Annotated in this window: 15 protein-coding genes; 3 read left to right on the top strand and 12 right to left on the bottom strand. The window is 65.6% G+C overall.

Annotation, left to right across the window (positions count from 1 at the left end; genetic code table 11):
• Position 1 precedes the first annotated feature (1 nt).
• From HBF26_RS14205 to purB, 5 genes are all read right to left on the bottom strand, one after another.
• The gene (locus HBF26_RS14205) at positions 2-2,851 is read right to left on the bottom strand and encodes a 2-oxoglutarate dehydrogenase E1 component (RefSeq protein ID WP_167127782.1); all 2,850 of its coding nucleotides are present in this window, start codon (positions 2,849-2,851) and stop codon (positions 2-4) included.
• A gap of 132 nt (positions 2,852-2,983) precedes the next feature.
• Entirely contained in the window at positions 2,984-3,460 is a 477-nt protein-coding gene (locus HBF26_RS14200; RefSeq protein WP_167127779.1) for a DUF7931 domain-containing protein, read from the bottom strand.
• A 14-nt stretch (positions 3,461-3,474) separates the two neighbouring features.
• The gene (locus tag HBF26_RS14195) at positions 3,475-4,677 is read right to left on the bottom strand and encodes a cupin domain-containing protein (protein ID WP_167127777.1); all 1,203 of its coding nucleotides are present in this window, start codon (positions 4,675-4,677) and stop codon (positions 3,475-3,477) included.
• A gap of 9 nt (positions 4,678-4,686) precedes the next feature.
• On the bottom strand, positions 4,687-5,679 hold the full coding sequence (locus HBF26_RS14190) for a hypothetical protein (RefSeq protein WP_167127774.1): 993 nt from the start codon (positions 5,677-5,679) through the stop codon (positions 4,687-4,689).
• Positions 5,680-5,727: 48 nt separating this feature from the next.
• On the bottom strand, positions 5,728-7,095 hold the full coding sequence (gene purB / locus HBF26_RS14185) for an adenylosuccinate lyase (RefSeq protein ID WP_167127771.1): 1,368 nt from the start codon (positions 7,093-7,095) through the stop codon (positions 5,728-5,730).
• A gap of 234 nt (positions 7,096-7,329) precedes the next feature.
• On the opposite strand from purB, the gene HBF26_RS14180 reads away from it, so the two are divergent.
• Both HBF26_RS14180 and HBF26_RS14175 read left to right on the top strand, forming a co-directional pair.
• Entirely contained in the window at positions 7,330-9,942 is a 2,613-nt protein-coding gene (locus tag HBF26_RS14180; protein ID WP_167127768.1) for a dermonecrotic toxin domain-containing protein, read from the top strand.
• Positions 9,943-10,019: 77 nt separating this feature from the next.
• Entirely contained in the window at positions 10,020-11,417 is a 1,398-nt protein-coding gene (locus tag HBF26_RS14175; protein ID WP_167127765.1) for a class II fumarate hydratase, read from the top strand.
• A 158-nt stretch (positions 11,418-11,575) separates the two neighbouring features.
• Here HBF26_RS14175 and HBF26_RS14170 read toward each other — a convergent pair whose 3' ends face one another.
• The 7 genes from HBF26_RS14170 to HBF26_RS14140 form a co-directional block, all read right to left on the bottom strand.
• A complete protein-coding gene (locus HBF26_RS14170) occupies positions 11,576-12,796 on the bottom strand; it encodes a serine hydrolase domain-containing protein (protein ID WP_167127762.1) in 1,221 nt (406 codons plus the stop codon).
• Positions 12,797-12,853: 57 nt separating this feature from the next.
• Positions 12,854-13,804 (bottom strand): ABC transporter permease family protein, encoded by a 951-nt coding sequence (locus tag HBF26_RS14165; protein WP_167127759.1) that lies wholly within the window; start codon positions 13,802-13,804, stop codon positions 12,854-12,856.
• Entirely contained in the window at positions 13,801-14,658 is an 858-nt protein-coding gene (locus HBF26_RS14160; protein ID WP_167127756.1) for an ABC transporter ATP-binding protein, read from the bottom strand. Before HBF26_RS14160 ends, HBF26_RS14165 begins: the two co-directional genes overlap by 4 nt.
• Positions 14,655-15,029 (bottom strand): GntR family transcriptional regulator, encoded by a 375-nt coding sequence (locus HBF26_RS14155; RefSeq protein WP_167023723.1) that lies wholly within the window; start codon positions 15,027-15,029, stop codon positions 14,655-14,657. Before HBF26_RS14155 ends, HBF26_RS14160 begins: the two co-directional genes overlap by 4 nt.
• A gap of 5 nt (positions 15,030-15,034) precedes the next feature.
• On the bottom strand, positions 15,035-15,370 hold the full coding sequence (locus HBF26_RS14150; RefSeq protein WP_167023726.1) for a hypothetical protein: 336 nt from the start codon (positions 15,368-15,370) through the stop codon (positions 15,035-15,037).
• A gap of 35 nt (positions 15,371-15,405) precedes the next feature.
• Positions 15,406-15,588, bottom strand: a complete 183-nt coding sequence (locus HBF26_RS14145) for a hypothetical protein (RefSeq protein ID WP_167023729.1) — start codon at positions 15,586-15,588, stop codon at positions 15,406-15,408.
• A 330-nt stretch (positions 15,589-15,918) separates the two neighbouring features.
• Positions 15,919-18,192, bottom strand: a complete 2,274-nt coding sequence (locus HBF26_RS14140; RefSeq protein WP_167127753.1) for a TonB-dependent receptor — start codon at positions 18,190-18,192, stop codon at positions 15,919-15,921.
• Positions 18,193-18,483: 291 nt separating this feature from the next.
• Between HBF26_RS14140 and HBF26_RS14135 the strand changes: the two genes are divergently transcribed.
• Positions 18,484-19,893: a porin gene (locus HBF26_RS14135; RefSeq protein ID WP_167127750.1), complete on the top strand. Its 1,410-nt coding sequence runs from the start codon at positions 18,484-18,486 to the stop codon at positions 19,891-19,893.
• The last annotated feature ends 61 nt before the right edge of the window (positions 19,894-19,954 follow it).

Raw genomic sequence — 19,954 nt, 5'->3', positions numbered from 1 at the left:
CTTACTCCGCTGCGTGATCGGTGCCGACCGGCGCGACCAGCGCCTGTTCGACGAGCGCCGTCTGTTCGGCGATATGGGTGTTGAGGTGACCGGCGGCCGGTGCCGGCGAGCGGGCACGGCCTGCATACGACAGGCTGTGCTTCGGACCCAGGCAGGCCTGCAGGTGGTGACGGATCTGGAACCAGGCGCCCTGGTTCATCGGTTCTTCCTGGCACCACACCACTTCCTTGGCGGAAGGGTATTTTTCCAGTTCGGCCGAGACTTCCGGGCGCGGGAACGGGTAAAGCTGCTCGATGCGGACGATGGCCACGTCGGTGAGGCCGCGCTTTTCGGATTCCTCGAGCAGGTCGTAGTAGACCTTGCCCGAGCACAGCACCACGCGCTTCACCTTCTTCGCCGGCAGGTCGCGATGTTCGCCGATCACGAGCTGGAAGCGGCCGGTGGCCAGTTCGTCCAGCGACGAAACGGCCAGCTTGTGGCGGAGCAGCGACTTCGGCGTCATGACGATCAGCGGCTTGCGCACCGGGCGCACCTGCTGGCGGCGAATCATGTGGAAGGCCTGGGCGGGCGTGGTGGGCACGCACACCTGCATGTTGTCCAGCGCGCACAGTTGCAGGAAGCGCTCGAGGCGGGCCGAGGAGTGCTCCGGGCCCTGGCCTTCGTAGCCGTGCGGCAGGAACAGCGCGAGGCCGCAGAGGCGGTCCCACTTGGCTTCGCCGGAGCTGATGAACTGGTCGATCACCACCTGGGCGCCGTTGGCAAAGTCGCCGAACTGGCCTTCCCAGATCGTGAGCTGGTCGGGCGAGGTGGTGGCTTCGCCGTACTCGAAGGCCATGACGGCTTCTTCGGAGAGCAGCGAGTCGATGACCTCGACGCGGGCGTCGGCGCGCACTTTGGACAGCGGGAGCAGGGTGTCGCCGGTCTTCTGGTCGTGCAGCACCGCGTGGCGGTGGAAGAACGTGCCGCGGCCTGCGTCCTGGCCCACGACGCGGAGGTCGTTGCCTTCGGCGATCAGCGTGCCGTACGCGAGGTTCTCGGCGAAGCCCCAGTCACCGGGGAGTTCGCCCGCGGCCATCTTGCGGCGGTCTTCGTAGATCTTGGCCACGCGCGAGTGCAGCGTGATGTCGGCGGGCACGTCGAGGATGGCGTCGAGCACCTTGGCCATCTGCTCGCGCGACACGCCGGTGTCGACGTCCATCGACAGGCTGTTGCCCTGGAAGCGGGTCCAGTCGACCGGGATGTCGCGCACCGGGTTCGGATCGATGGCGATCAGCGGCTCGCCCTTCTCGAGGCGGGCGCGGTAGTCGTCGAGCATCTTCTGGCCGTCGTCGGCGCCGATGGCCGATTCCTTCACCAGCTGCTGCGCGTAGAGATCGCGCGTGGTGGGGCGCTTGCGGATGACCTGGTACATCAGCGGCTGCGTGGCCGCCGGCTCGTCGGCCTCGTTATGGCCGTGACGGCGGTAGCAGACGAGGTCGATCACCACGTCCTTCTTGAAGCGCTTGCGGAACTCGTAGGCCAGGCGCGTGACCTGGATCACGGCTTCCGGGTCGTCGCCGTTCACGTGGAACACCGGCGCATTGACCATCTTGGCGAGGTCGGTGCAGTAGAGGGTGGAACGTGCGTCTTCGCGCTTGGAGGTGGTGAAGCCCACCTGGTTGTTCACCACGAGATGGAGCGTGCCGCCGATCGCGAAGCCGCGGGCCTGCGACATCTGCATCAGCTCCATGTTGACGCCCTGGCCCGCGAAGGCGGCGTCGCCGTGGATGAGCACGGCCAGCGACTTGTCGCGCGCGGTGTCGCGGCGGCGCGCCTGGCGCGCATGCACGGAGCCGGCGACCACCGGATTCACGATCTCGAGGTGCGACGGATTGAAGGCCAGCGCCACATGCACGCCGCCGTTCGGCGTCTTGACGTCGGCCGAGAAGCCCATGTGGTACTTCACGTCGCCGGAGTGGATGGGGCTGTCGTCGTGCTCGAACTTGCCTTCGAACTCGTTGAAGAGCTGCGAGGGCGCCTTTCCGAGGATGTTCACCAGCACGTTGAGGCGGCCGCGGTGGGCCATGCCGATGACCACTTCCTTCACGCCGTTGTCGCCCGCCGCGCGGACGACGTCGTCGACCATGGGGATGAGGCTGTCACCGCCTTCCAGCGAGAAGCGCTTCTGGCCGACGTATTTCGTGTGCAGGTAACGCTCGAGGCCTTCCGCGGCCGTGAGCGCCTCGAGCACGCGCAGCTTTTCCGCCTTTTGCAGGCCGGGCGAACCGCCGGCCTGTTCCAGGCGCGAGTGGATCCACGCGCGCTGGTCGTGGTCGGAGATATACATGAACTCGGCGCCGACCGTGCCGGTGTAGATCTGCTTGAGCTTCGCGAGAAGCTCGCGCAGCTTCATCCGGTGGCCGCCACCGGCGAAGCTGCCGGCGTCGAACTCGGTGTCCAGATCCGCGTCGGAGAGCCCGTGGAAGGGCAGGCCGAGGTCGGGCGTTTCGATATCCGGAACGGTGAGGCCCAGCGGGTCGAGCTTGGCGGCGATGTGGCCGCGCGAGCGATAGGCCGTGAGCAGGCGCAACACGCCGGCCTGCTTCTGCGCGTACGCATTGTCGACCGGACCGGCGGGGCCGGCGGCGGCGACGCGCCGCTGTTTCTGCGCCGCCTCGATGCGGGCAATGGCGCCGGAGTGGGCGACGTCGCCTGCCTCCCGGCCCTTGAAACCCTTGAAATAGGCGTCCCATTCGGCCGGGACGGAGCCGGGATCGGCCAGCCAGGCTTCGTAGACTTGTTCTACGTAATCGGCGTTGCCGCCGGCGAGTTGGGAGGATTCGGAAAACTCGCGGATCAGGTTTGCGCTCACGTCACCACCGGCACACACGAAAAGGACGGGCCGCCGCGAGGCACGTGGGGAGAGCCTGCGGCATAAGAATCCGTTAATTATAGCCCCGTGCTGCTGCGCCGCGCCAACCTGAAACGCAGTTTTCGATTTGCGTCAGATACCGAGTGGTCTTATCTGCCACGCCGGTTCCGCCCGCTCCCAGACTTCCTCGAAATAAGCGGTCAGACGAGAGGTCTCACCGGGGTCGTCCAGGGACCCGCGGGCCTCGTAGCGGGTGGCGACGGGCCTGAACAGAAAGCCACCGGCGCAGTCGGTGGTGAAGGCCGATCCGTAGCGCAGCTGGGCGTCCTCGGTCGGCACGCGGACACCGATCGCGGTGGGCAGGCGCTGGGCGAGGGCCAGCAGGCGGTGGCCCTCGCGATGAGCGCGTTCGGCGTCATGGGTAAGGATGCGGATCTGGGCCTGCCGGCCGCTCGTGGCGACCCGGCGCAGTTCGGCCAGCGCCGCTTCGCCGTCCAGCAGGCCCGCTTCCAGCTGGGGCAGGTAGATGCACACGCGGTGCCGGGCGGCGGCGAGCAGGCGGACATGGGCGGCTTCCAGACCGGCCCGGTCATCGGCGGCCAGCAGCATGTCCGCCCGCGCGGTCACCGCCGGCGGCCCTTGCGCACGCCCAGGTGGCCGTCGTTCACGAGAGTGAGCAGCACCGCCTTCTCCCTGGCGTCCGGACCCCGCTCGAAGGCGAGTTCGCGCTCGCCCGCGAGCCGCTCGGCGAGCGCGGCGGGGCAGTCGTAGGCCTGGCCGCTGACGTAAAGAGTGGCGTCCTTCTTGCCCTTGATCCACGCAAGGCGCGCGTAGGGATGACGGACCAGCGTGGCGCCCGCGGCCAGCGCCTTGTCGAGCGCTGCCTCGGTCGTGGCCTTTGGCGGCGCCGCGGCCATCTGGGCGTTCCGGTAGCGCGTGATGAAGCGGCCGAACCAGTCGGCCAGCAGGTCGCGGTCGAGCGCCGCGGCGAAGGGCAGCGCCTGGCGCAGACGGTTCAGGGCCGCGTTGTCGATCTCGCCGGCACGCTTCGCGGGTGCCAGGTCGGGATCGGTATAGCGCAGTTCCTCGGGCATCCGCTCGGCGAGGAAGTCGGACAGATCGACGGTGAGCTCCGCCTGCGAGGGGGCGCGCATGCCGATGGAGATCGTCATGCAGTCGCCGATGGCGACGCCGTCGTGCGGCACGCCCGGCGGGAGGTAGAGCATGTCGCCCGGCTCGAGCAGCCACTCGTGGGTGGGTTCGAACACCTTCAGCTGCTTCAGCTCCACGTCGTCGCGGAAGTCGAGCGGCGCGTCCGGGTCGTCGCTGATCGCCCAATGCCGTTCGCCGACCCCTTGCAGCAGGAACACGTCGTACTGGTCGACATGGGCACCCACACCGCCGCCGTCCTCCGCGTACGAGATCATGATGTCGTCGACGCGCCAGCTCGGCAAGAAGGCGAAGTGGTCGAGAAGGGCGGCCACGTCGGCGTCCCACTTGTCCACGTCCTGCACCAGCAGGGTCCAGTCGCGCTTCGGTGTCTTGCCGAATTCCGCTTCCGCGAACGGCCCGTTCTTCACCGTCCAGCGGTCGCGTTTCTCGTCGTGCACGATGAGGCGAGCGAGCACGCTTTCCTCGCAGGCCAGCCCGGCCAGGTCGTTCGGCTCGATTGGCGGCTGGAAGTCGGGGAAGGCGTTGCGGATGAGCAGCGGCCGTTTCTGCCAGTAGTCGCGCAGGAACTGGCTGGGGCTCATGCCGAGCGGCTGGCTGGCGCTGCCGCGCACTTCGATGGGGAGGGGCTTGCGGGTGGGGGTCTGGATGGCCATGCCTGAATTCTAATCGCGCTGGGGCCGCATGGTGGCGAGCTGACGCCGGACACGCTCGAGCGTGGGCTGGCATTGAGCTTTCACGAAGCCGACGAACCAGGGTGTGTCCGAGGTACGCAGCGGCTCGAGATCCTTGTCGCTCAGGAACCCGACGCAGATCTGGTCGTCAATGCGGTGTGCATCGGCCAGCGCCTGCAGATCGTTCTTCGCGGCGGGCATGTCGTCGAGCAGGACATGATCGACGGCGATGTTGTACGCGGCGAGCGGGTCGGTGGCGCTGACCGTGGAGAACGCCGCGATGCTTTCCTCGATAGCCTTGCGCCACTCCGGGCTGCCCTTGGTAGCTCGTTTCGCCATTTCCCCGAGCGCGATGCCGTAAGGCTCCACCAGCTCGGACTTATCGGTGGCATGGGCCATGCCGTCCCTGGCCGTCTGGAGCGCCTTTGCGAGCATGGCGTCGACGTCCTCTGGCCGCTCGGCCACCTTGGCGGCGTCGAGGTAGCCATGCGCCACGAAGTAGTAGGCCATGCCGCGGGCCACATCCTTCGGGTCCTTCGCGTGCGCTTCGCCGGCGATGTAGGTGGCAATCAAGGCTTCGGCCTGGGCCAGTCGTGCGTCCCGCTCGCCTGCGGGGCCCGACACCGCCTGGCGCAGCAGCGCGCGGGATTCCTGCCCCCGGGCCATATTTATCCAGTTCGACGAAGGATCTTCGTTTGCAATCACGAAGGCCATGCCTTCCCTGGTGTTCTCCACCATGGCCGCCTTGCATGCGGGCTCATGCGCGAGGTCCGCCCAGGAGAGTTGGTCGAATGCCAGGTAGGCACGCCAGTCTTCCGGCTTCTCCCGCGCTTTCAGCTCTGCGAGTGGGTCGAGGACGTTGTCGGCGCGTGTACACACCGCCTTCAGCCGATCGATCTGCCTTCCGGCGAGATCCTGGATGGCGGTGGCCTGTGCCAGCGCCGGGACAAGCAGCAAACCGAATACGCACGAGCGAACGAACATGAACCATCCCCTGTAATGGTTGCGCGCCGATGACGGCGCGCCATGACGTCAGACCGACTTCGCGAGCTTTTCCGCGAGGCCGATATAGGTAGCAGGCGTCAGTTCGGCGAGCGCCTGCTTCGCCTCGGCCGGCAGGTCGAGGCCGGCGATGAAGGCACGCATGGAGTCTTTCGTAATGCCCTGGCCACGGGTCAGGGCCTTCAGCTGTTCGTACGGCTCCGGCAGCCCATAGCGGCGCATCACCGTCTGCACGGCTTCGGCGAGCACTTCCCAGCTGGCGTCGAGGTCGGCGGCGATGCGCTCGGCGTTGACGTTGAGCTTGCCCAGCCCCTTCATCAGGGACTCCAGCGCCACCAGCGAATGACCGAAGGCCGTGCCCAGGGCGCGCAGGACGGTGGAGTCGGTGAGGTCGCGCTGCCAGCGGCTGATCGGGAGCTTCTCGGCGAAGTGGCCGAGCAGGGCGTTGGCCAGACCGAAGTTGCCCTCGGCATTCTCGAAGTCGATGGGATTGACCTTGTGCGGCATCGTGGAAGAGCCGACTTCGCCGGCCTTCAACGCCTGGCGGAAATAGCCCAGCGAGATGTAACCCCAGACATCGCGGGCGAGGTCGATCAGGATGACGTTGATGCGGCGGAGCACGTCGGCGAACTCGGCGATGCCGTCGTGCGGCTCGATCTGCGTGGTGTACGGATTGAAGGTGAGCCCCAGGCCGTCGACGAAACCGGCGGCGAGCGCCGGCCAGTCCACACCCGGATAGGAAACGACGTGCGCGTTGTAGTTGCCCACGGCGCCGTTGATCTTGCCGGGAATCTCGATGGCGACGAGCTGGCGGCGCTGGCGCTCCAGGCGCGCGACCACGTTGGCGATTTCCTTGCCCATCGTGCTCGGCGAAGCGGTTTGCCCGTGCGTGCGCGAAAGCAGCGAGAGGCCGGCGTGCTCATGGGCGAGGCCGCGCAGCTTTGCGATCACCTGGTCAAGTGCCGGCAGCAGCACGTCCTGGCGGGCGTCGCGCAGCATCAACGAATAGGCGAGGTTGTTGATGTCCTCGCTGGTGCAGGCGAAGTGCACGAATTCCTTGGCCTGGGCCAGGGAGGGATCGCTGCCGATCTTCTCCTTGATGAAGTATTCCACCGCCTTGACGTCGTGGTTGGTGGTGGCCTCGATGGCCTTGATGCGTTCGCCGTCGTCCACCGAGAAGTCGTTCGCGATGGCCAGCAGGCGCGTTACCGCCTCAGCGGAGAAGGCGGGCAGTTCCACGATGCCCGGCTGGGCGCCCAACGCCAGCAGCCAGTGGATCTCCACGTGCACGCGCCGGTGCATGAGGCCGAACTCGCTGAAAATGGGGCGCAGCGGCTCGGCCTTGGAGGCATAGCGGCCGTCCAGCGGCGAGAGGGCGGTCAGCGAGGCGTGGGACATGAGGGCGTTCCTGGAGATGGGGCGGGTGCAGCCACCCATTATAGGGCAGCGCCCGGCCGCAGCCCTCGAGTCGGCGAAAACTGGCATGGCATTGAGCAGTGGGCCGGCAGCCCGGCCCGACTCAGGCCCTATAAAGTGCCGCGGGCCCGGCCTTGCGTCCCCGACCGCGATATCCCTTCGAGGCCGGAAGCAGACGCACGGCCGAATTACACCAGGGAAAGGAGCATCGAAGACATGGACCCGTCCTACACCGCCCGCTTGGCACTTCTGGGCGCACTGATCGCAACCACGGCATGGCCGGCACTTTCCGCGTCCGCGCAGGTTGCCGTTCCCGACCTTAAGAAGAAGGACGCCCCCGCGGCTCCATCCGGCGAGAAGGCAGCGGAGCGACACCCTTGGCAGCCGGGCACCGCGCTGGCGGTGTCGCCGTTCACACTGACTTTCACCACGCCGGACGACGCGCGTGCCTATGGGGATATGGCAAACCGCGCATACGCTCTGCCGGCCCCCGATGCCCACTCGGTGGCGAAGACCTTCCTGCGCGAGCGGCTGGGCGTGGATGGCGATGCCTACGTCGTCGCGCACTTCGCTTCGCCGCGAACTCGTGTGCTGGGCCAGCCCGATCATTGGATGCTGCTTACCGACGCTTTGATGGAGGCCTTCCCCGAACATTCCCGGCACACGTTCTTTGCGGGGGCATCCGACGCCGTCGGTGGCGTGACATCGGGGGGCAGGGCAAGCCCGGGCGTGATCTCGCTCGCAGGCAACCTGATCCACGGCAAGGATGTACGGCAGTGCTTCAGGAACATCGGCCGGTTCCTGTGGAGCCGGACGGGGCCCGGTTACGTCTACAACACGTTCTTCGCCGACGGAAACGTCGTCGACACAGTGAGCGAGGATGCGCGAACGCTGGACGAGGCCTTCGGCGTATTCGCCGCCGGAGCGAACTTCAAGGGAAGCACGGGACTGCTGCTTTCGCACATCGTCGACGCGTTCAAGGAAGAGGGCGCCTTCTCCGAGCTTCCCTATGTCAAGCGGCTCAACCGAGAGCTCGACACGTACTGGGATACCGTACGCACCGACTGGCCCGTCCTCGCCCGTTACCGGTTCGTGCAGCAGGCCCGCCGCGCGCGCATAACCGGAGCGTTGACGCAGGATGCCTATGAACTGGTCATGCGTGGCGGCGCCCCGCACGTTCCCCTGGACGGCCCCATCACTCTTGCGCAACTCCGCGACGCGCGCCCGTCGGCAGCGCCAGTGGTCATGCGGCGCTTCGACATCAATGGATACTTCGCCAGCAATCTCGTTCGCTTCCTCGACAGGGATGGCGGTGAGGTGCTGTACCTCCCGGGCGCCGACTCGCCGTTCGTGGCCTTTGCCTCCGAGGGCGATCTTCGCCGCTGGGCGCTGGCGCAAGCGAAAGACCCGGGCAAGCTCGAGGCGCTGCTTGCGCGCTTCTCGATCTACGACGGCCAGGATGGCACGTTCTGGACCGGGGTGAAGCGCGCCCTGGACAACCTCGCCTCGGGCAAATGGGAAGCGGACGCCGGCGCGATCGATCACGCGGGCGCCATCATTGCCGGCGACGTGTTCGCAGACATGCTAGTGCAGACGGAAAGGCGGTGGCGCGACGACGCCAGGATGAAAGCCGGTACCGCGTGGGAAGCCTGGCGCACCGCGATCAATCGCAGCGTGGTGTTGCTGGGCCCGCTGGGCTATGCACCGCCGCTGGCCATTCCCATGCAGATCGGCACAGGCCTCGTCAGTCTGGGCACCGGCATCGATCAGGGCGTGCGTGGGCGAACGGAGCAAGCGAGGCGCAGTGGCGTGGAGCAGACCGTGATGACCGTGGTCGGCAACGTGCCTCTTGGCATCGGCCTTGGCGGACTGCGCAAGCTCAAGGCCACCGGGGCGGGCACGGTGTCTTCGTTCGTGCCGCCGCGCAGGGTGAACGGCCGGATCGGCTACCTGATGGGGCAGACAAGGCCGCTTCGCATCTTGCCGACGTTGCACGAGGACGCCACCTATCCTCGCCTCGACCCGGTGGCTGAATCGGGCCCGCCCACCACGGCGCGGGCCAAGGAAAAGGCGCTGACCGACGCCGGTTACATCGTGCTCGCGGTGCCGGAAAACCACGCGAGCAGGGTGCAGGCCGTCATCGAACTGAAGAAGGAGGAGATCGCCGCGCGGCAGGCCGAACTGGCCGAGGTGGGCGACAGCGAGTCGAAGCGGAACGCGCTCGGCTACCTCACCTCCACGGATCGTCCCTTCCTCTACCGGGTGGATTCCCGAACGCCGCAGCAGCTTCTGGCGCGAGGAGGGTTCGGCCCGTCCAGGGATTTCATCGACGTGGAACCGCTATTGCCGGGCCAGACGACGATCGCCAGCGATTCCATGAGTGCAAGCACGGACATCCTGCACTGGTGGGCGAGCGATCCCGCAAACAGCCACCTCGGCGCGTTCTTCCAATACGTGGTACGTACCGCGGGACGAGAGGTCGCATCGGTATCGGACAATGCGATACCCGGGGCGGATCCGGCCATGAGCGAGGTCCACTTTCCTTCGGACATCGGCCCTGATGACATTTATGTCGTGGACTCCACCGACGCGAATTATGCGAAGGCGATCAGCGAGATCATCGAGTCGGAGCATGTATCGACGCCGTACGGCGTTCCGCTGGAGGCGCTGGCGGAATACATGGCCGGCCATCTCGACATCCACGCGCCGAACCGGTTCTCGGAGCATCATCTCGACGCCGACCTGGTTTCCGTGCCTGGACGGGTGCCCGGCGCGGCATCGGACGACGGTACGGCTACGGCCGCGACGCTCCCATCGGCCGCCCGGTGATGCGTGCACCTGTAAATGCGCGCGCCATGGCCTTACCTTAGGAAGCCAACCAACCAGCCTTTATCCGGAGTCCGCACATGAGCAAGTTCCGTACCGAACGCGACAGCATGGGCGAGTTGAAAGTGCCTGCCAAAGCACTCTACGGAGCCCAGACGCAGCGTGCCGTGGAGAACTTCCCCGTGTCGGGACTCACGATGCCGCGGGAATTCATCCGGGCACTGGGTCTGATCAAGTCGGCCGCGGCGCAGGCCAACGTGACGCTGGGGCACCTCGACAAGGCCTCCGCCAAGGCGATCCGCGATGCCGCCGGCCGGGTCGCGGCCGGCGAGGTCGACGAGCACTTTCCCATCGACGTCTTCCAGACTGGGTCGGGCACCAGTTCCAACATGAATGCGAACGAGGTGATCGCTCACCTCGCTGCGGCAAGCGGCCGCCAGGTGCATCCCAACGATCACGTGAACGCGGGCCAGAGCTCCAATGACGTGATCCCGACCGCGATCCTCGTGAGCGCCACGCTGGCGACGAGCGAGAAGCTGCTCCCGGCGTTGAAGCACCTGCGCAAGACGATAGACGGGCGCGGGAAGGAACTGAAAAAGGTGGTGAAGACGGGGCGCACGCACCTGATGGACGCGATGCCGATCACGTTCGGCCAGGAGTTGTCGGGCTGGTCGGCGCAGATCGCCGATGCCGCCGAGCGCATCGGCGACACCCTGAAGCGCACCCGTCGTCTGCCCCAGGGCGGCAGCGCCGTGGGCACCGGGATCAACGCCGACCCGAACTTCGGGCCGGCCGTGGCCGCCGAACTGACGAAGCTGACGGGCGTGAAATTCGAATCGGCGGAGAACTACTTCGCCGGGATGGCCGCGCAGGATGCTCCGGTGGAGCTTTCGGGCCAGCTTCGCACGCTGGCCGTGGCGGTCATGAAGATCGCGAACGACCTTCGCTGGATGAACTCCGGGCCGCTGGCGGGCCTGGGCGAGATCGAACTGCCCGCCCTGCAACCGGGTTCGTCGATCATGCCGGGGAAGGTCAACCCGGTGATTCCGGAAGCGGCGGCGATGGTGGCTGCGCAGGTCATCGGCAACGACGCCACGATCGCCATCGCAGGCCAGTCTGGCAACTTCCAGCTCAATGTCATGCTGCCGGTGATCGGATACAACCTGCTTCAGTCCATCGAGATACTCGCCAACGTCGTCACGCTGCTCGCCGACAAGGCGATCGCAGGGTTCAAGGTGAACGAGGAACACATCCGCGAGGCGCTGGACAAGAATCCGATCCTGGTCACCGCGCTCAATCCCGTCATCGGCTACGAGAAGGGCGCGGCGACGGCGAAACAGGCCTACAAGGAAAAGCGTCCGATCATGGACGTGGCGCTGGAAACCACGGGGCTTTCCAAAGCCGAACTGGCGAAACTGCTCGATCCCGCCGCGCTCACCAAGGGCGGCATCCATGGCGGTGGCGGTGGCGGTGGCTGATCGTCATCCCTGCGCAAGCAGGGATCCAGGGCTTGGCGCGCATTCGGGCGGTAAGGCTCTGGATTCCTGCGTTCGCAGGAGTGACGGGTAGGTCGGATCGTCGTCAGCCTTCAATCTCGTCGTTCCCGCGAAAGCGGGGAAACCAGTGACTCCTCCCATCACAACACGCAGGCCGGATGTCGATCCGGCAGCACCGGCGCCGACCGCACAGCCGGCCGGTCGTAAGGAACGTAGCTGCTCCAGTACCAGGGGAAGCAGGTTTTCCCCAGCACATCGTCGAGCAGGTACGCGAAGATCGACTCCCCGTTCGAGCTGTTGCTCATCATCAGCACGCAGGTCTTCGAGCGTTCCAGGCATACGAAGAGATTATTGGTGCCGTCGTCGTGTCCTTCCTTGAAGAACGCCGGGCCGTGCGGCGATTCGAACGTTCCCACGCCCATGGCGTAACCGAGCGAAATCGCGTCGTTGTCCCTGGAGTCGGCGAGCCCGATGGTAGGGAACTGACGTACCGAATGGATCTTCACCACCGGCTTAAGCCAGGTGCGATACGTGGCAGGCTTCAATCCGTCACCGCGCGACATCGCAGCGAGCAGGTTGGCGTAGTCGGCGATGGTGGTATCCATCGAGCCGGCCGCACGCACCGATTCGCGCCGCTTGTGGCCCAGCGGCTTGCCTGCCTCGTCATAGCCGATGGCCACGTTGTCCGCGAAGTCGTCGCGCCAGACCATGCCGCTGCGCTTCATGCCGTAGCGCTCGAACAGGCGTGCCTGCATCAGCCGGCCCACATCGATGCCTTTGCCGTTCTCGAGCACGAACTGCAGCAGGTTGATACCTTCGCCGGAGTAGCCGTAGCGCGTGCCGGGATCGAAGTAGAACATGAGCTTGCCGTTCGGATCGAAGTCCTTCCCAGGGTGCCAGAAGCGGAAGTTCGGAAACCCGGTGCGATGGCTGAGCAGGATTGATGGCGTGAGCTTCCGCCATCGTTCGTCGCCCGCGAGATCGGCGTACTTCGGATAGTCGGGAAGCGGCTTCGGCAGATCCTTCGCGATGCTCGCGTCCAGATCCAGCTTCCCCTCCTCGACCAGCGACATCGTGGCGTAGGCGAACGCGGCCTTGGTGAGCGACGCCGCATACATCACCGTATCGGTGGTGAGCGGCAAGCCTTTTTCCACGTCGCGCTGTCCGTAGGCCTTCACGGACACGACCTTGCCGTTCTCGACGATGGCGACCGCGAATCCCGGCACCTTCGCTTCCTTCATGAGGAAGGCGATGCGTGCGTCCAATGCTTCGCCACGGAGCGGGGCCGATTCAGCAGCCAGTGCAGGTACGGCGGGAGCGGAAATAGCCAGGAGCGAACCGAACAGCAGGGAACGTAGCATCGTGCGTCCTCCCAAAAGAGGACGGCTCCCGAAGGAGCCGTCCGTTGTCGTCGAAGGTCAGCTGTCGTCGCGCCAGCGGCGGAACCAGATGGCGCCGGCGATCATGGCGGCACCGGCTGCCGCGCCAATCCAGAGCGAGGGGCTGGCCAGGGCGCTGTAGTGGTAGGCCAGGTCCATGCTGTTCATCAGCGAGGCAGGGTCGTCATGACCCACGCCGCTCAGCGGGGAGGCGTTGCCAACCCAACCGCCCGGCGCCAGGCTGCCCAGCAGGCGACCCACCACGTTCTTCCAGAACCACTCGCTCGACAGACCGGCGAAGCCCATCAGGCCGAACCAGGACACGATCACGCCGGCGCCGACGGGTAGGGCGATGGCCCAGAGGAACGGCTTGCTGCGGGCCCAGGACGAGCAGAGCAGCAGCCAGCCGATGGTCGGCAGTGCCCAGATCGCATACAGCGGGATCAGCAGGATCATGGTCAGCACGACGCGGATCGGGTGGGCAGCGATCAGCAGGCTCCACAAGCCGACACCGTGCATGGAGGCGACCACGGTGAACAGGAAGCTCATTGCCAGTCCCACGATCACACCGATGACCACCGCGATCGCCGGAGCAAGCAAGGCGGCGCTGGCAACCTTCGAGAGCACCGTCGAGGTATCCGACAGCGGCAGCGATTTCCAGAAGAGCACGCTGCGGTCGCGGCGATCGTCGTAGAGCGCACCGAGGCAGTAGAAAAACACCACGATGGCCGTGACGCACAACACGACGCCGGCGATGGCGTAGAGCGAGATGTCCACCATCGCGCCGACGTTGTTCATATCCTCGGGGCGGAAACTCATTTCCCCATACTTGAAGACGCCCCAGTTGTTGCGTCGCCCGAAGACCTCGCCGAGGACGATGCCCATGAAGTTCAGCGCGAGGAAAACGATGCCGGTGACCACGGGTGCCCAGAAGAAGCCGCCCTTGTGTTCCCAGAATTCGCGCTTGACCAGCCAGTAGAAGGTTTTCATGCGTAGGTACCCTTCATGGTGGCGACGAAAAGGTCGCTGATCGACGGCCGCCTGACTTCGCCGAGGCGTTCCAGCTGCGGCCGGCTCACGTTGTCGAAAAGGAAGATGCTCTTGCCGAACACCTGGCGCTCGTCGAGTGGTTTCAGTTCGCGCGCCGCGGCCGCCATGTCGGAACCGACCAGGACTTCGGCGAAGCGCTCGCCCAGGCTGTCCATATCCGTGTCGAGCACGATCTTCCCGTCGCGGATGAACATCAGGTCGGTGAGGATGTGTTCGATCTCCTCGACCTGGTGGGTGGTGACCAGGATCGTCTTCTCCTCGTCGAAGTAGTCCTCGAGCAGGCTCTGGTAGAACTGCTTGCGATAGAGGATGTCCAGGCCCAGGGTGGGTTCGTCCAGGATCAGCAGTTTCGCGTCGATGGACATCACCAGCGCCAGGTGCAGCTGCACGATCATGCCCTTGGAGAGCTGCTTCACCTTCTGGCCCCGTTGCAGCTTGGTGCGTGCCAGGAAGGCGTCGCACTTGGCGCGGTCGAAGCGGGGGTGTGTATTGGCCACGAAATCGACGGCGTCGCCCACCTTCAGCCAGCGGGGCAGCACGGCCACGTCGGCGATGAAGCACACCTGTTCCATCAGCTTGTCGCGTTCCTTGCGCGGGTCCAGTCCGAGGACGCTGAGCTGGCCGTCGAACGTCGTGAGGCCCAGGATGGCCTTCAGTGCCGTGGTCTTGCCGGCGCCGTTGGGGCCGATGAGGCCGACGATGCGGCCGGATTCGATCTGGAACGAAGCCGAATCGAGCGCAAGCGACGTCTTGTAGCGCTTGGTCAGGCCGGTGGCGGTGACGACCGCTGTCATGACGGGTCCTCCGTGGAGCCGCTGGCTTCACGCATCAGGGTTTTGAGATCGAGGCCCATGCGCTGCAGGCGGGCATACAGGGCCGGCCATTCCTCGCGCAGGAAGCGCTCCCTTTCACTCTTCAGCAGCGCTTCGCGCGCCCCATCGATTACGAACATGCCAAGACCCCTCCGTTTCTCAACCAGTTGTTCGTCGACCAGCTCCTGGTACGCCTTCGAGACGGTCAGCGGGTTGATCTGGAAATCCCCCGCGACCTGGCGTACCGACGGCAGCGGGTCGCCTTCGTTCAAGGCGCCGTCCAGGATCATGGCCACCACGCGTTCGCGGAGCTGGCGATAAATCGGGACGCTGTCGTTCCAGGTGATGGACATGTATGTCATTCCTTCGCCGTCTGGCGCAGTGCGTTACCGAACGAATAGTAGGGCATGGCCAGCTGCGCACGGATCAGCGCGGCGGCCCGTTCTTCCGCGTTGCGCTTCAGCGCATCCGCGGCGGAATCGAAAGTGGCCTCGCTCAGCAGTGCCGCCTCGCGCACGTCGGCGGCGGTGGGTCGGACTTCGAGCGAGGGCAGGTCGACGACGGCAGTGCCGTTGACGAAGTGGGGAGCGGCGAGCATCGCCGCCGCGCGGTCATCGAAGGAGCGCAGGGCGAACACGGCGGTGCCGGCGATCAGGACGGATGCGGTCAGGGCGATCAGATTCGGCGCTTTCATGGGACGACTCCGATGACGTGCTGCGTGGTGCCGGGTTAGAGGGAGGCGACGTTCGCGCCGGTGTCGGCGTAGACGACGATGGGGGCCAGGTCGGTGACCTTCGTGCCGTTGATCTCGGTGAGCGGGGCAGCGGTGGTGGACGTGCTGCTGAAGACGCCGAGCGTGAAGGCGGCGATGGCGACGGAGGCGGCCAGGGCGATGTAGTTCGGGCTTTTCATGGTGTCTGCTCCTGTGGTGCTGTGGGTGACCGGTGTTGTAGTGAACTATAACACCAGATTTTTAGCCGTCAACCGGAATTTCGTGAAATTCCATATGACTTATGGCCTATGCCGCGCCGGGGTGTGCTGGTGCTGTGAGCCGGCGGGGCACCCGTTCTGATGCGGGATTGCCCGTAAAGGTTTAGGTGGGCGAGCCCACCCTGCGAAGCGAACCCGCCAAATCCCAAGTAAAGAAACCGAAACGCCACGGCACTTTCCCAGCCTCCGCCGAGAACAAAAAAGGCCGGCCCCTCGGGGCCGGCCTTTCGTCGATCGCGATAGTCGTTACGCTTACAGTTCCGCGCGGAACTCCACGCCGATGATCCGCGGATCGTTCACGAACGCGGTGCGGTTGTTGAAGTCGATGCCGCCCGTGATGACCTTCTTGTTCGTGATGTTCCGGCCGTACAGGGCCACTTCGCGCTTGCCGAAGTCCCAGTTGTAACCGATGCGAATGCCGCCTTCGAGGAACGGCTTGCTGCGGAACTCTTCCGAGTCGTACAGGAAGAAGTTGACCTCGCTGCGGTAGTTCCAGTCGGTGTACACGAAGAACTCGCCGCTTTCGCCATACGGGATGCCGTAGCGGGCCGTCCAGGTACCGATCCACTTCGGTGCGTTCGGCAGCACGTTGCCGTCGATGAGGGCGTTGCCGCTCGCATTCAGCGGATCGATCACCGTGCAGCCGCCGCCGCAGGGTGCGACGGCCAGGTTGCGGTCCTTCAGCTCGGTGTGGTTGTAGCTGCCGCCGGCGGTCATGTAGAAGTTCGGCGTGAGATAGGCTTCGAGATCGAACTCGGCGCCGTAGCCTTCTGTCTTCTTCGCGTTGATCAGCTGGGTGACGTTGGTCGCACCGCCCACGGCCGTGAGCTGCTGGTTGTGCATGTTGTACTTGTACACGTCGGCGTTGAAGCGGAGCTTGTTGTCGTCCGACGTGGACTTGTAGCCGATCTCGTAGGACGTGATCGTTTCCGGCTTCGCCGTGGAGATGCTGTTCGCGAAGTTGATGCGGCCCTGCACGCTGGGCGCGCGGAAGCCGTTGGCGATGCGCGCATACACGTTCGAGTTCTTCGACAGCTGCCACGTGCCGGTCAGGTCGCCGCTCCAGCGTGCGTCGGTGGGCTGCGAGGTGAGCGGGCCGACGGGGCCGGTGAAACCGAGGAAGCGCTCGGCCTTGAAGTCGCGCTTGTCGTGCGACCAGCGCGCGCCGGCGCGCACGTCGAAGTCGTCGGTGAAGTTGTAGTCGGCCGAACCGAACACCGCCCAGGCCTTCGTGCGCTGGCTCTGATCCACCCAGCCGTTGAGGGCGTGGTTGTTGAGCGTGTCGTACGAGAAGTTCGTGATCGCGATGTCTTCGTCGAAGTAGTACGTGCCGACCTGCCACTTCAGGCGTTCGGCGCTGTCGTTCGACAGGCGGAATTCCTGGGTGATCTGACGATCCTTCGGCAGTGCATCCGCGGTCTCGGAGTAGAACGGGGTGATGCGATTGGTGGAGCTCGGCTTCGCCGGCGTGCCGGAGGCGTCGTAGCCGCCGTCGACGTCGCCGAGGCTGTACGTAGTGGCGCGCTCGAGACCCGTGATGGAGGCGAAGTTGAGGTCGCCGAAGTGCCAGTTCAGGTGCAGGTTGCTGCCCCAGGTGAACAGGTGCTGCTTGTTGCGGCCGTCCTGTGACACCGAGTCGCGATCGAAGCCCGGCACGAACTGGTCGCCGCCGAGGGTGATGGCATTCGCGCGGTTCACCATGGCGCTGCCGTCGAGCCAGCGGCCGTGCACGTTGATCAGGGCATCGAAGTCGTCCGACGCCTTGTACAGCGCCTGAAGGCGCACGGCGCGGTCGTTGTAGCCGCCCAGATCGTCCTTCTTGCCGGTGTAGTCGTTGTCGATCCAGCCGTCGCGGTGCTGGGCGAGGGCGGAGACGCGACCCGACCAGCTCGAGCTGAGCTTGCCGCCGATGGCGGCCTCGGCGTTGGCGGTGCCGTACGAACCGTAGGACACGCGGGCATAACCCTCGGTTTCCTGCGTGGGCTTGCGCGATTCGAACTTGATCACGCCGGCCGGGGAATTGCGGCCGAACAAGGTGCCCTGCGGGCCGCGCAGTACTTCAACCTGTTCCAGGTCGAAGAGCGGGAAGCCCTTGAGGATCGGGTTCTCCTGGACGATGTCGTCGTAAACCATCGACACCGGCTGCGACGCGTTGAGGTCGAAGTCGCTGTTGCCGAGGCCACGGATGTAGAAGCGCGGAAATTCGCGGCCGTACGACGTCTCGGCATAGACGCTGGGGGCGCGCGACGCAAGCTGCAGCACGCCGTCGCCGGCCTGGCCGAAGGCCTCGAGCTTCTCGGCCGTCACCACGGTCATCGAGATGGGCACCTTCTGCAGGTCTTCCGTGCGCTTTTCGGCGGTCACGTTGATGGTCTGCAGCGTGGCGGTGCGGGCAGGCGCATCGGAAGGCTGCGTTTCCTGCTGGGAGGCGTCCTGGGCGACAGCCGTACCCGCGGCGAGCGCGGAGGCGATGGACAAGGCAATGACGAGACGTCGCGGCGTGCGGCGCGGGCTTGCGAAGGACATGGGTTGTTTCCGCCTGGGATGCGTGGGTAGGAGAAGCGTCTCGCCCAATGCGGTGGAGCCGGTCCCCGGGCGAGGCGCGTCTGCCGGCAATTATCCACTGTGACGCCTTGATGACGAAAGGGTTGCGGCGCGGAACCTCGCTCCGCGTGGAAGCCGCAGGCGCCTGTCACGGAAGTGCAACGCGGTCGGGCTACTTTCTCCTCGCTCAGTATGAAGCGACAACTTGACGACAGATGGCATCTTGATCGCCGACGTTTGAGTATTTTCTCAAAGATATTCAGGGAATCACCCATGAAGAAAATCCCGCTGGCCGCAGCCTTCTGGACCATGTGCGGCACCGCGGCTGCCGAAGGCGCCCCGCAGGCGGCCGTGGAACTGTTTGTCGACACGGCGACACGGCAGATCTTCGCCGAGCCTGGACCCGGCCGGCAGCGGCTCGGCAAGTTCGTGCCCGTGGTCGAGGGCGCGGCGGCGTCCGCCCCGGTCGCCAGTGCGCGCGATGCCACGGTGGCCGCGCCGGCCACTGTGGCTGCAGTTCCCTCGGCGCCGGTGCGCTCGTCGTCCACCAAGGCCTGGTACGAGAAGATCGGCATCCGTGGTTATGTGCAGATGCGCTACAACCAGGAGCTGAGTGGCGATGCGAAAAGCCTGAAGTCACCTGGCGACCGCTTCATCGGCCGCGACCAGGGCTTCGGTATCCGTCGTGCGCGCGTGGTCATCAGCGGCGACGTGAGCGACAGGATGTCGATCTACATTCAGCCGGACCTTGCCAGCACGCCCTCCGGTTCGAGCACCACCCATTTCGCGCAGCTACGCGACGCCTACGCCGACCTGTGGCTCGACAAGGAGAAGACGTGGCGCATCCGCGCGGGGCAGTCGAAGATTCCTTACGGTTGGGAGGATCTGCAGTCGAGCCAGAATCGTCTTGCCCCCGATCGCGCCGATGCGCTCAATTCGGGTGTTCGCGACGAACGCGATCTTGGCGTCATCGCCTACTGGTCGCCCGCGGTGGCCAAGGAGCGCTTCGCCTATCTGCAGAAGTCGGGCCTCAAGGGGTCGGGCGACTATGGCGTGGTGGGTTTCGGCGTCTACAACGGACAGGGCGCGAACCGGCCCGATCGTAACGATCAACTGCACTCGGTCATACACTTCTCGTATCCGTTCAAGTTCGCGAACGGCCAGTTCCTGGAAGTGGGTGCCGACGCCTACGCCGGCCGCTACAAGGTGTCCACCGCCGCCGCAACGATCGACGGCGCCACCTTCACGCCGCGGGTCGATGCGCCGGAGGCAGGTTCCACCGACCGCCGCGTCGCGGCGCACGTCGTCTACTATCCGCAGCCCTTCGGATTCCAGGCGGAGTGGACCGTGGGCAAGGGCCCGGAACTCGATATCGCGCGCCGCACGATACGCACGAAGTCGCTGCGCGGTGGCTATGCGCAGGTGATGTACAAGTTCGACGGCGGGTACGGCTCGCTCATGCCCTACGCGAAATGGCAGACCTACCGCGGCGCGGCCAAGTTCGACACCAATGCTCCGCGCATGAACGTCGACGAGGTGGAAGCCGGCGTGGAATGGCAGCCGTCCAACGCCGTGGAGCTTGCCGTGGCGTGGGCGAACATGCGCCGAACGGACGTGAGCGCATGGCCGTACCGCCGTGTCAACGGGCAGTTGCTGCGGATGCAGTTGCAGGTGAACTACTAGCGGGCGCTTCTTCACAAGCAATGCAGGCTTTGTGTGGGAGCCGCTTCAGCGGCGATGGGTG

Origin of the sequence: Luteibacter jiangsuensis, assembly GCF_011742555.1 — a bacterium.
GTDB lineage: Bacteria > Pseudomonadota > Gammaproteobacteria > Xanthomonadales > Rhodanobacteraceae > Luteibacter > Luteibacter jiangsuensis.
The sequence above is the reverse complement of the archived record's forward strand: the minus strand, read 5'-3'. Positions and strand labels throughout refer to the sequence as shown.

Excerpts from the sequence above, each read along its gene's own strand:
- HBF26_RS14160 (WP_167127756.1), bottom strand. The coding sequence starts at position 14,658 with ATGACAGCGGTCGTCACCGCCACCGGCCTGACCAAGCGCTACAAGACG.
- HBF26_RS14170 (WP_167127762.1), bottom strand. The coding sequence starts at position 12,796 with ATGCTACGTTCCCTGCTGTTCGGTTCGCTCCTGGCTATTTCCGCTCCC.
- HBF26_RS14200 (WP_167127779.1), bottom strand. The coding sequence starts at position 3,460 with ATGCTGCTGGCCGCCGATGACCGGGCCGGTCTGGAAGCCGCCCATGTC.
- HBF26_RS14135 (WP_167127750.1), top strand. The coding sequence starts at position 18,484 with ATGAAGAAAATCCCGCTGGCCGCAGCCTTCTGGACCATGTGCGGCACC.
- HBF26_RS14175 (WP_167127765.1), top strand. The coding sequence starts at position 10,020 with ATGAGCAAGTTCCGTACCGAACGCGACAGCATGGGCGAGTTGAAAGTG.
- HBF26_RS14150 (WP_167023726.1), bottom strand. The coding sequence starts at position 15,370 with ATGAAAGCGCCGAATCTGATCGCCCTGACCGCATCCGTCCTGATCGCC.
- HBF26_RS14145 (WP_167023729.1), bottom strand. The coding sequence starts at position 15,588 with ATGAAAAGCCCGAACTACATCGCCCTGGCCGCCTCCGTCGCCATCGCC.
- HBF26_RS14165 (WP_167127759.1), bottom strand. The coding sequence starts at position 13,804 with ATGAAAACCTTCTACTGGCTGGTCAAGCGCGAATTCTGGGAACACAAG.
- HBF26_RS14180 (WP_167127768.1), top strand. The coding sequence starts at position 7,330 with ATGGACCCGTCCTACACCGCCCGCTTGGCACTTCTGGGCGCACTGATC.
- HBF26_RS14190 (WP_167127774.1), bottom strand. The coding sequence starts at position 5,679 with ATGTTCGTTCGCTCGTGCGTATTCGGTTTGCTGCTTGTCCCGGCGCTG.
- HBF26_RS14140 (WP_167127753.1), bottom strand. The coding sequence starts at position 18,192 with ATGTCCTTCGCAAGCCCGCGCCGCACGCCGCGACGTCTCGTCATTGCC.
- HBF26_RS14195 (WP_167127777.1), bottom strand. The coding sequence starts at position 4,677 with ATGGCCATCCAGACCCCCACCCGCAAGCCCCTCCCCATCGAAGTGCGC.
- purB (WP_167127771.1), bottom strand. The coding sequence starts at position 7,095 with ATGTCCCACGCCTCGCTGACCGCCCTCTCGCCGCTGGACGGCCGCTAT.
- HBF26_RS14155 (WP_167023723.1), bottom strand. The coding sequence starts at position 15,029 with ATGTCCATCACCTGGAACGACAGCGTCCCGATTTATCGCCAGCTCCGC.